15 protein-coding genes are annotated in these 16,297 nt (G+C 70.0%); 7 read left to right on the forward strand and 8 right to left on the reverse strand.

All coding sequences use genetic code 11. The features are described from left to right. Positions 1-3: 3 nt before the first annotated feature. Positions 4-798 carry a universal stress protein gene (locus ACWCSU_RS03810; RefSeq protein ID WP_449933384.1) on the reverse strand — a complete coding sequence of 265 codons (795 nt, stop codon included), beginning with the start codon at positions 796-798 and terminating at the stop codon, positions 4-6. 79 nt (positions 799-877) lie between these two features. On the opposite strand from ACWCSU_RS03810, the gene ACWCSU_RS03815 reads away from it, so the two are divergent. Together ACWCSU_RS03815 and ACWCSU_RS03820 are read left to right on the forward strand one after the other, a co-directional pair. Then, entirely contained in the window at positions 878-1,180 is a 303-nt protein-coding gene (locus ACWCSU_RS03815) for a hypothetical protein (protein WP_364089137.1), read from the forward strand. Positions 1,181-1,266: 86 nt separating this feature from the next. Beyond that, entirely contained in the window at positions 1,267-1,815 is a 549-nt protein-coding gene (locus ACWCSU_RS03820; protein WP_357971010.1) for a phosphatase PAP2 family protein, read from the forward strand. On the opposite strand, the gene pip is transcribed toward ACWCSU_RS03820, so the two are convergent. Next, positions 1,781-2,740 carry a prolyl aminopeptidase gene (gene pip, locus ACWCSU_RS03825; RefSeq protein ID WP_357694997.1) on the reverse strand — a complete coding sequence of 320 codons (960 nt, stop codon included), beginning with the start codon at positions 2,738-2,740 and terminating at the stop codon, positions 1,781-1,783. The two genes, ACWCSU_RS03820 and pip, sit on opposite strands and share 35 nt — an antisense overlap. 67 nt (positions 2,741-2,807) lie before the next feature. Between pip and ACWCSU_RS03830 the strand changes: the two genes are divergently transcribed. Then, positions 2,808-3,725, forward strand: coding sequence for a threonine ammonia-lyase (locus ACWCSU_RS03830; RefSeq protein WP_449933387.1), 918 nt, complete (start codon positions 2,808-2,810; stop codon positions 3,723-3,725). On the opposite strand, the gene ACWCSU_RS03835 is transcribed toward ACWCSU_RS03830, so the two are convergent. From ACWCSU_RS03835 to ACWCSU_RS03855, 5 genes are all read right to left on the reverse strand, one after another. Next, complete coding sequence (locus tag ACWCSU_RS03835; protein ID WP_449933389.1) at positions 3,716-4,294, reverse strand: hypothetical protein; 579 nt, start codon at positions 4,292-4,294, stop codon at positions 3,716-3,718. The genes ACWCSU_RS03830 and ACWCSU_RS03835 overlap by 10 nt on opposite strands. Positions 4,295-4,361: 67 nt before the next feature. Continuing rightward, positions 4,362-4,781 carry a large conductance mechanosensitive channel protein MscL gene (gene mscL / locus ACWCSU_RS03840; RefSeq protein ID WP_449933391.1) on the reverse strand — a complete coding sequence of 140 codons (420 nt, stop codon included), beginning with the start codon at positions 4,779-4,781 and terminating at the stop codon, positions 4,362-4,364. Positions 4,782-4,861: 80 nt separating this feature from the next. Next, entirely contained in the window at positions 4,862-5,077 is a 216-nt protein-coding gene (locus tag ACWCSU_RS03845) for a DUF397 domain-containing protein (protein WP_397040033.1), read from the reverse strand. A 162-nt stretch (positions 5,078-5,239) separates the two neighbouring features. Next, entirely contained in the window at positions 5,240-5,440 is a 201-nt protein-coding gene (locus ACWCSU_RS03850) for a DUF397 domain-containing protein (RefSeq protein WP_357695007.1), read from the reverse strand. Positions 5,441-6,006: 566 nt separating this feature from the next. Next, entirely contained in the window at positions 6,007-6,846 is an 840-nt protein-coding gene (locus tag ACWCSU_RS03855; RefSeq protein ID WP_357695009.1) for a helix-turn-helix domain-containing protein, read from the reverse strand. A gap of 650 nt (positions 6,847-7,496) precedes the next feature. Between ACWCSU_RS03855 and glgX the strand changes: the two genes are divergently transcribed. From glgX to ACWCSU_RS03875, 4 genes are all read left to right on the forward strand, one after another. Then, entirely contained in the window at positions 7,497-9,590 is a 2,094-nt protein-coding gene (gene glgX / locus ACWCSU_RS03860; protein WP_357695011.1) for a glycogen debranching protein GlgX, read from the forward strand. Continuing rightward, positions 9,583-11,733 carry a malto-oligosyltrehalose synthase gene (gene treY / locus ACWCSU_RS03865; RefSeq protein WP_449933395.1) on the forward strand — a complete coding sequence of 717 codons (2,151 nt, stop codon included), beginning with the start codon at positions 9,583-9,585 and terminating at the stop codon, positions 11,731-11,733. Before glgX ends, treY begins: the two co-directional genes overlap by 8 nt. Next, positions 11,723-13,435, forward strand: coding sequence for a malto-oligosyltrehalose trehalohydrolase (gene treZ / locus ACWCSU_RS03870; protein ID WP_449933397.1), 1,713 nt, complete (start codon positions 11,723-11,725; stop codon positions 13,433-13,435). The genes treY and treZ overlap by 11 nt, the downstream gene beginning before the upstream one ends. A 120-nt stretch (positions 13,436-13,555) precedes the next feature. Further along, positions 13,556-14,521, forward strand: a complete 966-nt coding sequence (locus ACWCSU_RS03875; protein WP_449933399.1) for a hypothetical protein — start codon at positions 13,556-13,558, stop codon at positions 14,519-14,521. Between the two features lie 57 nt (positions 14,522-14,578). On the opposite strand, the gene ACWCSU_RS03880 is transcribed toward ACWCSU_RS03875, so the two are convergent. Next, the gene (locus tag ACWCSU_RS03880) at positions 14,579-16,180 is read right to left on the reverse strand and encodes an FAD-dependent monooxygenase (protein ID WP_449933401.1); all 1,602 of its coding nucleotides are present in this window, start codon (positions 16,178-16,180) and stop codon (positions 14,579-14,581) included. Between the last annotated feature and the right edge of the window lie 117 nt (positions 16,181-16,297).

Consider the following 16,297-nt stretch of genomic DNA (forward strand, 5'->3'; position numbering starts at 1 on the left):
AGCTTAGGAGAAACCCCTCGGCAGCACGGTGACCGGGCAGGACGACGACCTGAGCACCTTCATCGCCAGCTCGCCCAGGAACACCCGGTGGGGCTGGGCGTCCTCGCCCGCGGCGCACACCAGCAGCTCGCCGGGCAGCCACTCGACGTCCTTCAGCGCGGCCTGCACGTCGTGGCCCTCGGCCACCTCCGACTCGGCCTCGATGCCGGTGCTCTCCCAGGCCAGCCGCACGGCCAGGGCGAGGTCGTCGCGCAGCTTGCCCTGGTCCTCGGTGCGCAGGTCGAGGGTGATCAGCCGGAGCGGCACGTCGAGCCGCAGCGCGGCCTGCGCCACCCGCTCGACCGCCGCGTCGCACTGCGGCCGGTGGACGTAGGCGAGGGTGAGCCGGGCGGGCCCGTCGGGCGGCACGTAGCCCGAGGGCGCCAGCATCACCGCCTCCGGCGACAGGTGCAGCAGGTGGTCGGCGGTGCTGCCGACGGCGATGCGGCCGTACTGGCCGCCGCTCGCCGAGCCGACCACGATCAGGTCGGCCCTGATCCTGCTGGCCAGCACCGACAGCCCGCGCCCGGGGCCCCGGCTCTCGAACGCCATGTACTCGGCCGGGACGACGCCCAGCTCCTCGCCCGCGTGCGCCAGGTTGGCCTGGGCCTCCACGGCCAGCCCCGGGCTGCCCGGGGGATAGATCGACGCCACCGTGAGCTCGCCCCCGGTGAGCCGGGTGATGGCGGCCCCGAGCGCGAGCGCATCGCGCCCACCGGGGGCGTTGCTGTAGCCGACGATCACGTGCTCTCCGATCACGTTTGCCCTCTTACCCGCTCTGACCTGGGAATACGCGGTCTCTCTCGATGCGTTTGAAACGATTGGAGGCGTAAAAACAGTGAAGATCACCCTTGACACCCGTTTCAACGGGTCACTCGGCCCCGTCACCCTTCGTGAAGCGGTTCAGCAACTCAAAGAGCACGACCTGACGTGCACCGTCCCCGCCGGCGTCGTCGAGCAGAAGGTCACCGTCTTCTCCGACTGCGTGGAGCGCGGTTTCACCCCCTTGCGCAGCGAGATCATGGCCGCCTACTTCGTGGCCGAGCGGGACGCCACCTCCGAGGCGTTCGACCGCGGGCTCATCACCGAAGGCGAGCTGGAGCAGAAGCGCAGCCTGCTCGTACGCCAGTATCTTGCGTAAAACCCGGAATCCCCCTTTCGGTCGAAGCATTTGACGATCAAAGTTCATAAGGTCGTGTCCACTACCCGTTCACGGATTGGACACCTGTGTACCGCGACATCGTCGACTTCGCCCTGACCACGCCCGGGTGGTTGCACGCCCTCGCCGAGTTCGGCACGGACGCCGGCCTGTTCATCTTCGCGGCGTTGTTCCTCGTGTGCTGGTGGCGGGCGCGCCAGGCCCCCGCCCGCGACCTCGCGCTCGCCATCGCCGGGCCGGCCGGGGTGGTGGGCGCGTACATCGTGAGCGAGGGCGTGAAGCTGCTGGTCCGGGAGGACCGGCCGTGCCGTGGCGGGATCGCCACGATCGCGGCCTGCCCGCCCTCGACGGACTGGTCCTTCCCCAGCAACCACACCGTGATCGCCGCCGGGGCGGCGGGCACGCTCATCCTGGTCTGGCGCGCCCTGGCCTGGGTGGTGCTGCCGCTGGCCGCCCTGATGGGCTTCACCCGGGTGTTCGTCGGCGTGCACTACCCGCACGACGTGGCCGGCGGCTTCCTCCTCGGCCTGGTGCTCGCGCCGCTGTTCGCGCTGCTGCTGGTCGGCGCGGTCACGCCCGCGGTCAGGCTCGCGCGAAGCCGTCTGTCGCCGCGATGAGCCGGTCGACGATGCCGGGCTCGCTCGCCGCGTGCCCGGCGTCGTGCACGACCTGGAAGTCGGCCTCGGGCCACGCCTTGTGCAGGTCCCAGGCGGTGGCCATGGGCGTGCAGGCGTCGTAGCGGCCCTGGATGATCACGGCGGGGATGTGCCGGACGCGGTCGACGTCCCTGATGAGCTGCTCGGGCCCGAACCAGCCGCCGTGGTGGAAGTAGTGGTTCTCGATCCTGGCGAACGACACCGCCATCTTGTCCTCGCCGAACTCCGCCACCAGGCTCGGGTCGGGCAGCAGCGTGATCGTGGCGCCCTCCCACTGGGACCATGCCTTGGCCGCCGCGAGCCGGACCGCCTCGTCGTCGCCTTCGAGCCGGGCGCGGTAGGCGGCCATGAGGTCGTCGCGCTCCTCGGCGGGGATCGGCGCCACGTACGACTCCCACAGGTCGGGGAACAGGTAGCTCGCGCCCTCCTGGTAGAACCAGCGCAGCTCGTGCGGGCGCAGCGTGAAGATCCCGCGCAGCACCAGCTCGGTCGTACGGTCGGGGTGCGTCTGGGCGTAGGCCAGCGACAGCGCGCTGCCCCACGAGCCGCCGAACACCTGCCACCGCTCGATGCCCAGGTGCTCGCGCAGGCGTTCCATGTCGGCCACCAGGTTCCAGGTGGTGTTGGCGGCCAGCGACGTGCCCGGCTCGCTGGCGTGCGGCAGGCTGCGACCGCAGTTGCGCTGGTCGAACAGGACGATCCGGTACAGCTCGGGGTTCCACTGCCGGCGGTGATCGGCGCTGCACCCGGCGCCCGGCCCGCCGTGCAGCATGACGGCCGGCTTCCCGTCGGGATTGCCGCAGACCTCCCAGTAGATCTGGTTGCCGTCGCCCACGTCGAGCAGGCCGGACTCGTAGGGTTCGATGGGCGGGTACAGAGTTCTCATGTCTTGCGATCCTGCCATGGACCAGGCACTCGTCGAATTGTGCCGTTCTGAAGCCTAAAGTCATCACATGGACCTGGTGACGATCGACGACATCCGCACGGCGGCCGGGCGCATCAAGGGGATCGCGGTGCGCACCCCGCTCCTGCCGATGGGCGAGGCGTGGCTGAAGCCCGAGAGCCTGCAACCGGTCGGCTCGTTCAAGATCCGCGGCGCCTACAACGCGCTGGCCGCCCTGCGTCCCTCCGGAGTCGTCACGCACTCCTCCGGCAACCACGGCCAGGCGCTGGCGTTCGCGGCGGCCGAGTTCGGCGTGCCGTGCGTGGTCGTCGTGCCCGAGGGCACGCCCGCGGTCAAGGCGGCGGCGATCGAGGGGTGGGGCGCCGAGCTGGTGGTCGTGCCTCCCGACCAGCGCGAGGTGACGGCCGAGCGGCTGGCGGGCGAGCGCGGCCTGACGCTGGTGCCGCCCTACGACCACCGCGCGATCATCGCCGGGCAGGGCACGATCGGCCTGGAGATCGTCGAGGACCTGCCGGACGTCGAGGTGGTGCTCGTGCCGGTCAGCGGCGGCGGGCTGGCCGCGGGCGTCGCGGCGGCGGTCAAGGCGCTGCGGCCCGACGTTCGCGTGTACGGCGTGGAGCCCGAGCTGGCCGCCGACGCCGCCGAGAGCCTGGCGGCCGGGCACGTGGTGGCCTGGGAGACCACCCGCACGTTCCGGACCATCGCCGACGGGCTGCGAGTGAACAAGGTGTCCGAGCTCACCTTCGCCCACCTGCGCGAGCACCTCGAAGGCATCGTCACGGTGTCGGAGGAGGAGCTGCGGGCGGCGGTGCGGCACATCGCGCGCACGGCCCGGCTGGTGGCCGAGCCCAGCGGCGCGGCGACCACGGCCGCCCTGCTGTCGGGCCGCGTCCCCGCCGGGCGCACGGTGGCCGTGCTGTCCGGGGGGAACGTCGATCCGGAGCTGTTCGCCCAGGTCTACGCCTGAGCCCAGGTGTGGCGGGTCAGGAACCCGCGCTCGCCGGTGGCGTACTCGGTGAACGCCTGCCGCACCTCCTCCAGCTCGGGCACGACCGCCCGGACCATCGTGCCCTCCTTGTACTCCAGCTCGTAGCCGGGGGAGACCTGGAGGAAGTGGTGGCCGAAGTTCACCAGGGCCACGAACGGGTTCTGCGGCGACAGGGTGGCCAGGACGTCGTGGACCAGGCCGAGGTCGGGGTCGTGGACGACCATCCCGTCGCCGGTGTGGAGCTGCATGCCCTCGTACACGCCGAGCGGGGCCACGTTGTGCACCAGGTCGCGCTGGGGGTCGTAGCAGACCATGCCGTGCGCGCGGGCGGTGGTGAACACCTGGGCCGAGGTCTCGTCCATCGTGTCCAGGTCCATCGTCACCAGGACGTGCCCGGGGTACAGGGTGACCTCCCCGGGCAGCTCCTTGGCGACGTCGGGCACGTCCCCCTCGACGGGGTCGCTCCGCTTCACCGCCAGATACGTGGCCCGGGCCTGATCCCTGCTGATCGGCACGGGCTCGTCCCAGACCATCAACTCAACGCTCATCGGTCCATCTTGCCGAACGTCCACCATGCTGGCGCACCACTGGGGTCAAGAGTCCGTGATGTACGGTTCAGCGCGGTTTCTCGGACTCGGGCACCAGCTCGGCCGTGCAATGGGCGCACCGCCTGGCCTCGGACGGGATGTCGGACAGGCATTCGGGGCACTGCTTGGTCGTCGCGGCCTTGTCCCGGTCGAACAGGTGGATCAGCCGCGTCATGGGGGCCACGACCAGCCAGTAGACGACCGCCGCGATGACCATGAAGGTCACCAGGTGGTTGAGGAAGTCGCCGTACTTGAACTGGCTGCCGTTGATCGTGAAGGAGTACTCGGCGAAGTTCGGCTGCCGGCCGCCGGTCACCGCGCCGATGAGCGGGGTGATGAGGTCGGTGACCAGCGCCTGGACGAGCCCGCTGAAGGTCGCCCCGACGATCACGGCGACGGCCAGCTCGACGATGTTGCCACGGAGTAAGAACTTCTTGAAACCGCCCATGGAGTCGGCATATTGCCGGGGGCCGCGGCCTGAAACCCCGATGGCCCCCGACAGAGCTCGATCGAGAACGTCGTGGCCGGTCAGAGCCGGGGCGCGAGCCGTTCGAGATCGAAGAGGCCGCGTCGCACGCCGTCGAGGAACGCGTTCCACTCGTCGATGGTGAACGACAGGACGGCACCGCTGGCGTCCTGACTTCCCCGCACCCAGACCCGGTCGGAGAGCATGGTGACTTCGACGCATTCGCCGTTGTTGCAGCGATGCCACGCAACCTGGTCAAGGGCAGGTGGGCGTTTCATGCACTACCTCCTGGAGGTCGGCTGTAGAGGTATTGCGCCGATGTGATATTACCCCGATCGCCGGATGCCACTCGGGCCGCCGTCGCGCCCCCCGGATCATCCTGGACATGAAAAAAGGCGGACACCCGTGGGATGTCCGCCTCACACGGCCGGCCGGTCGGCTCAGCCGGCCTCCCGGATCTTCCCGATGAACGCATTCCATTCGGTGGCGTCGAAGGTGAGAACGGGACTGTTCGGATTCTTGTTGTCGCGGATGCCGATGGAATCACGCGAGAAATAGGCGACCTCTACGCAGTCGCCATTGTTGCAGCGCGACGAGGCGCGCCAGCGAGGAAATGCACCAAGGTCTTGTTCGTTCGACATTGTCGCTCCCTACGGGCCATCGGCGGCGCCGGGCGGACCGGCGTGCACAGGCGATGTGAGCTCGGCGCTGACGGTCTTGGTGGACCGTTTCACCCGAGGCCACGACCCTACACCCGGGAGCCTGCCGGTCTGGGCATCTCGCCGGGCGCGGGACGGTTCTCCCGCGGCGCGCCCACCGGGAGACCGCGGACCCGGGGGCCGGGGACGGGCGGCGCCGCCGGTGCCCGGTTCTCCTTCTCCGGCGATGCGCAGGGACGCGCTCTCCGGCCCGCCTGAATTTCGCCGGAATTACCGCGGGACGGGGTCGCCTCTTTTCCCGGACGGGAAGGGCGCCGGGAAACCCGGCCGTCGGCCATTCGGCTGCCGGACGCCAAGGGCGGGATCCGGATCGCCGCAGCCCTCGCGCCGACGTTCGACGCCTTTCTGGCCGATGGGTTTTTGGCCGGGTGTCCGTGTCATCAGGCGGGCGATATATAGGATATTTCGGGTTTATGGAGTGCCGGGCAAAGCGCTCGAACGGCAATTGCCAAAGGCGATTGCCGGAGGTCGCCCGGAGAGCGCGGCAACTAGGCGAATTTGCGTGCCATTTCGGCCAGCTGTTTCTTCGACTCCTGCGGGTTCAGGGCCTCGGCGCGGAGATGGTTGATCGTCTCCCTGAACGGCTCGACCTTGTCGCCTTCGAGGTAGAACAGGCCCATCTGATGCTCGACGAAGACGGTGTCGGCGATGCCCGACCTCTTGTCGAACTCCAGCAGCCGGAACGTGCTGTCGAACCCCATGTGCGCGCCCACCGTGAAGGGGATCACCTGGATGGTGACCTGCGGCAGCTCCGTGACGGTGAGGAGGTGGCGCAGCTGCTCCAGCATGGTCTGCCGGCCTCCGACGTGGCGGTGCAGCGCCGACTCGTCGAGCAGGACCCAGTAGTCGGGCGGCTCCCTGCCGGTCAGCAGCTCCTGGCGCTTCAGGCGGGCCAGCACCCGGTCCTGGAGGATGTCGTTGTCGATGCGCGGCAGGCAGCCCCGGATGACGGCTCGGGCGTAGTCCTCCGTCTGGAGCAGCCCGGGGATCGTGGTGATCTCGTATTCGGTGATGGCCACGCTGTCGGCCTCCAGCCCGATCATGGGCCGGAAGCTGCGGTTGTCGTAGTCCTGCCACCAGTGTTTCTGCCGGGCGTCCTTGGCCAGGGTCATCAGCTCCGAGGAGTCCTGGACGCCGTAGAGCCTGCACAGGTCGCGGACGTCGCGCAGGCTCACCCTGCGCTGGGCCGTCTCGATGCGGCTGATCTTGGCCGGGGAGCAGAGCAGGTGTTCGGCGACCTCGGCGATGCTCAGGCCCGCCTCGTGGCGCAGCTCGCGCAGCCGCATGGCGAGCTGTCGTTGCCGGAGCGTCGGATTGGGGACGGACATCGCCACGCTCCTTCGACCGTCGCGGCCTGCTGCTCTGGAGCGTACCCCCGCTGCATTCTTTCGAAGTCGTGAGCGGTAGGTAATCGTCACCGGCACGTTCCTATGGCAAGTGCCAAATAGAGGTGGGTTTCTGGCGTTGGAGGGTAAAAGTCAACCAAGCCGTAAGAGAGGGGGATGCCCAGGGCTGATCCACTCGAAACCGCCAGAGATCGAAATGCCGCGTTCATTCCCTGACGTGAAGGCTCACCAGAGGCCGTCCGTCACATAAGGCTGGGCCGATGTCGTCTCGTCGGCCCGGTTCCCCGATCTTTCGCTCCTGCCAGAGCGTGAGGATCGGTTCTCCATGATTGTCCGTCTCCGACGGGCAGGGCCGGCCGCTGCGCCCGTCCTGCCGAGGGGGATCGGGGACGCAGTGTCGCGTCACCCGATCGCGGGTGCGGATCCGGTGCGCAGGGGCCGCGCACCGGATCCGTGAACCCCGCCACACCCCCCACCGGGCCGAACACGTGGGCCGCCGTCGACACCGCGCTGTCGGAGGCGGCCCACTCACATTTCCGAGTATCTCGGACGGACGGGTGGGAAGGAACAGGGTGGCCTTGTCCGTCGGAGCAGGGGAACGGAACATGGGGAGAGACCGCAAGGGAGCCTCGATGATCGAGATCTGGCCTGGAGACCCCTACCCTCTGGGGGCGACGTACGACGGCGCGGGCACGAACTTCTCGCTCTACACCGAGGTGGCCCAGGCGGTGGAGCTGTGCCTGTTCGACGAGGACAACGTCGAGTCGCGGGTGCCGCTCGCGGAGGTCGACGGGTTCATCTGGCACGGCTACCTGCCGGGCATCGGCCCCGGCCAGCGCTACGGCTACCGGGTGCACGGGCCGTACGAGCCGGCGCGGGGGCTGCGCTGCAACCCCAGCAAGCTGCTGCTCGACCCGTACGCGATGGCGATCGAGGGCGGCGTCGACTGGCACGAGGCGGTCTACGGCTACCGGTTCGGCCAGCCGGACACGCGCAACGACGCCGACTCGTCCCCGTACGTGCCGCGGTCCATCGTGATCAACCCGTTCTTCGGGTGGGGGCACGACCGGCCGCCGGCGACGCCGTACCACGACACGGTGATCTACGAGGCGCACGTGCGCGGGCTGACGATAAGCCATCCCAAGATCCCCAAGCACCTGCGCGGCACGTACGCGGCGCTCGGCCACCCCGAGATCCTCGACCACCTCACCAAGCTGGGCGTGACGGCGCTGGAGCTGATGCCGGTGCACCAGTTCGTCACCGACCACATCCTGGAGCAGCGCGGCCTGTCCAACTACTGGGGCTACAACTCCATCGGCTTCTTCGCACCGCACAACCGCTACTCCAGCACCGGGCAGCGCGGCGGGCAGGTGCTGGAGTTCAAGGCGATGGTGCGCAGCCTGCACGAGGCGGGCATCGAGGTCATCCTCGACGTCGTCTACAACCACACCGCCGAGGGCAACCACCTGGGGCCGACGCTGGGGTTCCGGGGCATCGACAACAGCAACTACTACCGCCTGGTCGAGAACGACAAGCGCTACTACGTCGACACCACGGGCACGGGCAACAGCCTGCTCATGCGCTCCCCGCACGTCCTTCAGATGATCATGGACTCGCTCCGCTACTGGGTCATCGAGATGCACGTCGACGGGTTCCGCTTCGACCTCGCCTCCACCCTCGCCCGCGAGCTGCACGAGGTCGACCGGCTGAGCGCCTTCTTCGACCTGGTGCAGCAGGACCCGGTGCTGTCGCAGGTCAAGCTCATCGCCGAGCCTTGGGACGTCGGCCCCGGCGGCTACCAGGTCGGCAACTTCCCCTCGCGCTGGACCGAGTGGAACGGCCGCTACCGCGACACGATCCGCGACCTGTGGCGCGGGCAGGCCGCCACGCTGCCGGAGTTCGGCTCCCGCTTCACCGGGTCGAGCGACCTGTACAAGGACGACAGCCGCCGCCCGGCCGCCTCGATCAACTTCGTGACCTGCCACGACGGCTTCACCCTCCAGGACCTCGTGGCGTACAACAACAAGCACAACGAGGCGAACAAGGAGGGCAACCGCGACGGCACCGACGACAACAGGTCGTGGAACTGCGGCGAGGAGGGCCCGGCGAGCCTGGCCATCGAGTCGCTGCGCGAGCAGCAGAAGCGCAACTTCCTCACCACGCTGTTCCTGTCGCAGGGCGTGCCGATGCTCTCGCACGGCGACGAGCTGGGCCGCACCCAGAAGGGCAACAACAACGGCTACTGCCAGGACAACGAGCTGACCTGGGTCGACTGGTCCGACATCAGGGAGAACTGGCTGCTGCTGGAGTTCACCCAGGAGCTGGCGGCGCTGCGCAAGAAACATCCGGTCTTCCGGCGCAGGAGGTTCTTCTACGGCAAGCCGGTACGCGGGCTGAGCGACATCGCCTGGCTCACCCCGTCCGGGGAGGAGATGACCGACAGCGACTGGAACGTCGGCTACGCCAAGTCGCTGGCCGTCTTCCTCAACGGCGACGCCATCACCGAGCCCGACCGGCGTGGCCGGCCGATCAGGGACGACTCCTTCCTGGTGCTGTTCAACGCCCACCACGACACGATCAAGTTCACGATCCCCGAGGACTACGGCGAGATGTGGCACACCGAGATCGACACCGCGATGCCCATCAGACTCGACGTGCGGATGGTGCGCGCGGGCGAGGCGATCGAGGTCCCCGGACGCAGCGTTCGGGTGCTGCGCCGTGTCTAGGCCGGTCTCGACGTACCGGGTGCAGCTCACCCCCGACTTCGGTTTCGCGCAGGTCGCCGAGATCGCCGGTTACCTGCGCGACCTCGGCGTCAGCCACGTCTACCTGTCGCCGATCCTCCAGGCCACGCCCGAGTCGCGGCACGGCTACGACGTCGTCGACCACTCCAGGATCAGGGAGGAGTTCGGCGGGGCCACCGGCTTCCGCGAGATGGCCCGGCAACTGGCCGCCCAGGACCTGGGCATCGTCATCGACATCGTGCCCAACCACATGAACACGATGAACGCCCAGTTCTGGTCGGTGCTCAAGGACGGGCCCGCCTCGCCGTACGCGAACTGGTTCGACATCGAGTGGGTGGACGGGAAGGTGGCGCTGCCGGTGCTCGGCGACGACACCGAGCCCGTGGTGGACGGCGACGTCCTGCGCTACCACGAGCACGCCTTCCCCCACCCCGGCCACTACCGGCTGGTCGACTGGCGCGAGGGCCCCGGCTACCGGCGCTTCTTCGACGTGTCGTCGCTGATCGGGCTGCGCGTGGAGGACCCGTCGGTGCTGTCCGCCACGCACGAGGTGATCTTCTGGCTGTTCGACGAGGGCCTGGTCGACGGGTTGCGCATCGATCACCCCGACGGCCTGGCCGACCCCCGGGGCTACCTCGACCGGCTGCGCGAGCGGATCGGCGCCCCCTGGACGGTCGTGGAGAAGATCCTCATCGGCCCCGAGCGGCTGCAGCCCGACTGGGCCTGCGACGGCTCGACCGGCTACGAGGTGCTCAACCGGGTCAACGGCCTGTTCGTGGACCCTTCGGGCAAGGAACCGCTGGTCCGGCTGTTCAGTGAGCTGACCGGGCAGCCGGAGGAGTACCGTCCGGTCATGGTCGCGGCCAAGCGCGAGGTGCTCGACCTGTTCTTCGGCGCGGAGATCGACCGGCTGGCCAGGGTCACCGGCTGCGACCCCGCCGCCGTGTCGGAGCTGCTGGCTGCGATGCCCCTCTACCGCGCCTACCTGGTGCCGGGGGAGGAGCCGCCGCCCGAGTCGGTCGAGATCGTCGAGCTGGCCGCCGCCGAGTGCTCGCCCGCCGTGCGGCCGCTCGTCCAGGAGGTCCTGTACGGGTCGGCGGAGGCGATCGTCCGTTTCCAGCAGACGTGCGGGCCGGTCATGGCCAAGGGCGTGGAGGACACCGCGCTGTACCGGTGGTATCCGCTGTCCTGCCTCAACGAGGTGGGCGGCGAGCCCGACGCGTTCGGCGTCTCGGTGGAGGAGTTCCATGACTTCTGCGGGGAGATGTCCCCGTACACGATGACGACCCTGTCCACGCACGACACCAAGCGGTCGGAGGACGTGCGCGCCCGGCTGTCGGTGTTGTCGGAGATGCCCAGGGAGTGGGCGTCCGTGGTGGGCGAATGGTCGAGCGAGCTCTCCTTCGACCCCCACCTCGACTACCTGGCCTGGCAGAACCTCATGGCGGCCTGGCCGATCTCCGCAGAACGCTTCGCCGAATACCTGCTCAAGGCGGCTCGCGAGGCCAAGACCGCGATCTCGTGGGTGCGTCCGGACGCCGGCTACGAGCGGCGGCTGCGGGAGTTCGCGCAGGCCGCCGTGCGGTTGCCGGTGGAGGAGTTCACCGAGCGCATCGAGCCGTTCGCGATGTCGAACTCGCTCGGGGCCAAGCTGGTGCAGCTCATGATGCCCGGGGTGCCCGACGTGTACCAGGGCAACGAGACCACCGACTTCTCGCTGGTCGATCCGGACAACCGGCGGCCCGTGACGTATCCGCGCAAGCCCGAGACCTCCTGGGACGCGGCCAAGCTGCTGGTCACGACGCAGGCGTTGCGGCTGCGCAGGCGGCTCGGGGGCGCGGCGCCGTACCTGCCGCTGCGGGCCGAGGGGGAGGCGGCCGAGCACGCGATCGCCTTCGCCAGGGGCGAAGGCCCGCGGGCGGTGGCGGTCGCCACCAGGCTGCCGGTACGCCTCGCGCGCCGGTCCGCGGTCGCCGGCCACTCGGTGTGGGGCGACACCACCTTGACCCTGCCCGGCGGATCCTGGCGCGACCTGCTCACGGGCGAGCCGCATTCGGGGACGGTTCCGCTGGCCCGGCTGCTCGATCAGTACCCCGTCTCACTACTGGAGCGACATGATCTTTGAGGTCTGGGCACCGAGGGCCACGGCTGTCGAGGTCGACGTTCTGGACGGACGCCGGCCGATGTCCCCCAGGGAGAGAGGCTGGTGGTGGGCCGAGGTCGCCGAGGCCGGACACGGCACCAGGTACGCCTTCGTCCTCGACGGCGGCGGGCCCTACCCGGACCCGAGGTCCCGGCGGCAGCCGGAGGGGGTGTTCGGGCCGAGCGCGGTCTACGAGCACGCCCGCTTCACCTGGTCCGACCACGACTGGAAGGGCCGCGACCTGCGCGGTTCGGTGATCTACGAGCTGCACGTCGGCACGTTCACCGGCGAGGGCACGTTCGCCGCGGCGGTCGAGCGGCTGGAGCACCTGGTCGAGCTCTGCGTGGACTTCGTGGAGATCATGCCGGTCGCGCCCGTCCCCGGCGGGCGCAACTGGGGGTACGACGGGGTCGACCTCTACGCGGTCAACGAGACGTACGGCGGCCCCGACGGGCTGAAGTCGTTCGTGGACGCGTGCCACCGGGCCGGGATCGGCGTCATCCTGGACGTGGTCTACAACCATCTGGGGCCGTCGGGAAACTTCCTGCACCCCTTTGGTCCGTACTTTTCCGGCTTTGCTGGTAGTTATTGGGGTGAAGCCGTCAATCTGGACGGGCCCGGGTCCGACGAGGTGCGCCGGTACTTCATCGGCAACGCCGTCCAGTGGTTGCGCGACTACCACGTCGACGGCCTGCGCCTGGACGCCGTCCACGCGCTGCACGACAAACGCGCCCGTCACCTGCTGGCCGAGCTGTCGGAGGAGGTCGACGCGCTGGCCTGCTCGCTCGGACGGCCGCTGTCGCTGATCGCCGAGTCCGACCTCAACGACCCGCGCATGGTCCGTCCGCTGGAGGCCGGCGGCCTGGGGATGACCGCGCAGTGGAACGACGACGTCCACCACGCCCTGCACACCGCCGTGAGCGGCGAGAGCCACGGCTACTACGAGGACTTCGCCGACCCGTCGGCGCTGGCCAGGGTGCTGACCCAAGGGGTGCTGCACGACGGCGGCTACTCCAGCTTCCGCGACCGGGCCCACGGCCAGTCCTTCGCCGGCGTGCCCGGTCACCGGCTGGTCGCCTGCCTGCAGAACCACGACCAGATCGGCAACCGGCCCGGCGGCGACCGGCTGCCCTTGTCGGCGCTCAGGCTGGGGGCGGGGCTGCTGCTGACCTCGCCGTTCACGCCGATGTTGTTCATGGGGGAGGAGTGGGGTGCTCGCACGCCGTTCCTGTTCTTCTCCGACCACGTGGAGCCCGAGCTGCGGGAGAGCGAGGGGGCGCGGCGCGAGCGCGAGTTCGACGGCTTCGGGTACGCCTGGGACGCGCCCGACCCGTCCGACGAGGAGGCGTTCCTGCGGTCCAAGCTGGACTGGGGCGAACTGAAGGAGGAGGAGAACTGGTCCCTGCTGTGCTGGTACCGGGACCTGATCGCCCTCCGCAAGGCGCTGCCGGAGCTGTCGGACCCGAGGCTGGAGCGGGTGCGGGTGGAGGCGGACCCGGACGGGAAGTGGCTGGTCATGTGGCGCGGGACGGTGTGCGTCAGCGTCAACCTCTCCCCCGAGACGCTGACGTTGCCTCCGGCGGGCGCGGTCGTCCTGCTCGCCTCCGACGACCCGGTCTCCGCCGGGCCCGACGGCCTGCGCCTTCCCGGCCAGACCCTCGCCATCTCCCGTACCGTCCCCTAAGTCGTCCACAGGGTGGGGGCGGGGCGGCGGAGTTGTCCCCAGAACGGGGTTCGGCGGCATCGGGGGCGGTCGGGTTCCGGATTCTGGGTGCCTCACCACGTTCCGAAGGCGAGGCACCTCATGAAGATCGTTCTGCCGCTCCCCGCCACGCTGACCTCCCTGTTCGTCGTAGCCGTGGAGCATCTGCCGTTCGACGTCGGCACCTTCGTGCCCTGGCGGGTCCCCGGGCCGTACCGGAAGGCGGCCCGTGACGCGCTCGACACCCCGCCGGGCCTGACGGTCTCCCTCGAACCGGCCCCCTGGCGACCGGCCGGGCTCGCCCTCGCGGGCGACGAACGCCGGCGCCTGCGCCGGGCCGGGCAGCACGTCCTGGTGTCCACCGCGGCGCCGCCGCACCGCCTGCCGGGCAACGTCCAGACCGCCAGGGCCGTCGCCCGTGCCCTCGCCCTCCAGGGTGGCGGCCTGCTGATCGACCCGCTGACCGCCTCGGCCGTGCCCGCCTGCCCGAGGTGTCCGGGCGAGCCGCGCGACTTCCGCCTCGGCGACGACTGGCTCACCTGGGACGTGCGGATCCACGACGACGCCACCTGCCCGCCGTGGGACCCGTCCGAGACGGCGGCCTGCGACTGCCTGCGCGTCACCTCGCGCGGCCTGAGCCGCTTCGCGCTGCCGGAGATCACGCTCGACGGCGCCGCCTGCGCCCACAGCCTGTGCGCGACCGGCCTTCTGCGTTCGGTGGCCCACCGCCTGGTCACCGACCAGCTCGCCCACCTGAAGGCGCACCCGCTGGCCACCTGCCACGAGATCGACGACCTCCTGCGGATCCAGCCGTCCGGCGCCTTCCGGGGCGGCCCGCCGTTCGGCGTCCGGCTGACCCCGTGCGAGGCGGACCTCGGCGAGCCGGGCAGGGCGGGCGGTGTCCGCCATCTGAAGGTCGGTCCCGATCCCGGCTCGGGCCGGCTCACCTGCCTCAAGGTCGGGCCGCCTTCCGGCTTCACCGGCTCGCTCAACGACTGGCTCTGCACCACCCGGAGTGCCGACCTGACCAGCCTCGGCCCTGCCGCACGCCCGGCTCTCGCCGCCTGACCCCCGCCCCCGCGAGACGGCCAGACCCCCAGGAGAGGCAGGTGGTCCAGCGGCGGTCTAGCGGTGGAGGATCTGGGTGAGGGCCTGGTCGAGGGTGGACGTGGGGTCCGAGGTCGGGCGAGGGGCTCGCCAGGCCACGTACCCGTCGGGCCGTACCAGCACCGCGCCGCCTTCCCGCACGCCGTACCGCTCCCGCCAGCGGCCTTCCACGTCCACCAGCTCGTCGTCCACCAGGACGCGGGTGAGCTGCACGCCCAGACGCTCCTTGACCAGGCGGCCGGCGTCCATCCAGACCTGGCCGCCGCTCTTGTCGGCCAGCAGCACGAAGCCCGAGCCGAACAGGTCGATGGTCGAGATGCGCTGCCCCTCCCAGTCGAGCACGACGTGCGGGGCGCGGCTGCCGGGGCGGCCGTCGGGGCTGCGCGGGTCCTCCAGGAGCGAGCCGTCGTCGCCGGGCTCCTCCAGGACGGCGGTGGAGTGGTACCGGTAGCCGAGCATCGCCTGCAGGAAGTCCTCCAGGGGCTCGGGGTAGTCGGAGCGCTCGTCCACGGGCATCCGTACGCCGAGGTTGGCGAGCTGGGCGTCGGCGGTCAGGGCGCCGATCGGGCGGCGTTCGGCGTCGTAGGTGTCCAGGAAGCCGGGGCCGGCCTGCCCGCTGAGCACCAGCCAGAGGCGCCAGGCGATGTCGCAGCCGTCCTGGAGGGCGGTGCTGCCGCCCTGGCCGCCGGTGGGCGGCATGGTGTGGGCGGCGTCGCCGGCGAAGAAGACGCGTCCGGCGCGGAAGGTGTCGGCCACGACGTGCGCCAGGCTGAACGTCGCCGTGTCGAGCACCTGCACGTCCAGGTCCGGGATGCCGGTGCCGACGCGGATGAGCTCGATGCAGCGTTCCTCGGTGAGGTCGTCGACCCGGCCCTCCTCGGACGGGGGCTGATTGACGCCGAGCACGTGCGCGCCCACGCCCGTGCCGGTCACGATCACGCCGGTGAACGCGTCGTTGTGGAGGTACCAGACGATGACCTCGCGCTCGTTCACCAAGCCGGTCAGGTCGGCGTCGAACATGATCGAGCGCATCTGCACGAGGTCGCCCTTGCCGGAGGTGGGCACGGCCAGCCGCTCGCGCAACGGGCTCCGGTGGCCGTCGGCCGCCACCACGTAGTCGGCCCGTACGACGCTCTCGACCCCGTCGGCGGCGCGGATCACGGCGGTGACGCCGTCGTCGTCCTGGTCGAAAGAGATCAGCTCGGTGGAGAAGCGCAGGTCCGCTCCGAGCTCGTCGGCGTAGGCGCGGAGCACCCGCTCGACCTCCGACTGGGGGGCGCCCACGCGGGGCACGGGGGTGAGGCCGGCGAGGGCGTTGGACTCGTCCGATTCCTCGAAGATCATGTGGGGCTCGGGGTCGGCGAGGGTCTTGGCGATCGCGATGCGCATGGAGTCGCCGATGCCGGTCCAGATGTCGGCGAACGTCTGCTCAATGCCCGGCAGCGGGCGCAGCAGCTCGACCGCTCGCGGCCCCATGCCGAACGCCTTGGGCTGGATCGACGTGCTCGGGTGCCGTTCGACCAGCATGACGGGCACTTCGCGCCACGCCAGCAACGCGGCAGCGCTCAGGCCCGCGTACCCGCCGCCGACCACCAGCACGGGCACTCGCTCTTGTCTCATTGCCTCCACCTCCGGGCACGAGTAGTATCGCGTTTGTCGATCACGCAACACGATATGTCGCGTCTACGGAGATGGTCAAGACATGTCGCGAATCCCCGCATTCGTCGGACCTCTCCA

It is taken from the genome of Nonomuraea sp. NPDC001699 (genome assembly GCF_053596455.1).